We start from the raw sequence: 422 nt of genomic DNA on the forward strand, positions 1-422 counted from the left end.
TCGACTTCGACTGGAGCGACGGGCTCGACCGGAGCCACCGGCTCCACTGGTTCGACCGGCGCAACAGGTGCGACTGGCGACACTGGTGCAACGGGTTCGACTGGCTCGACGGGTGCCACTGGCTCGACTGGTGCGACTGGCGATACCGGCTCGACTGGCTCAACCGGCTCGACCGGAGCCACCGGCTCGACTGGTGCGACCGGAGCCACTGGCTCGACTGGTGCGACTGGCGATACCGGAGCTACTGGCTCGACCGGTGCGACCGGCGATACCGGAGCTACTGGCTCAACCGGCTCGACCGGAGCCACCGGCTCGACTGGTGCGACCGGAGCCACTGGCTCGACTGGTGCGACTGGCGCAACTGGCTCGACAGGTGCGACTGGCGACACTGGTGCAACGGGTTCGACTGGCTCGACGGGAGC

The 422-nt window shown here is 68.5% G+C and carries 1 pseudogene; it reads left to right on the plus strand.

Annotated features, from left to right (window positions below):
• A pseudogene (locus AC1DZU_RS35680) lies at positions 1 to 422 on the plus strand (hypothetical protein); the annotation flags it as partial.

Source organism: Mesorhizobium sp. P2_A12 (assembly GCF_056405075.1).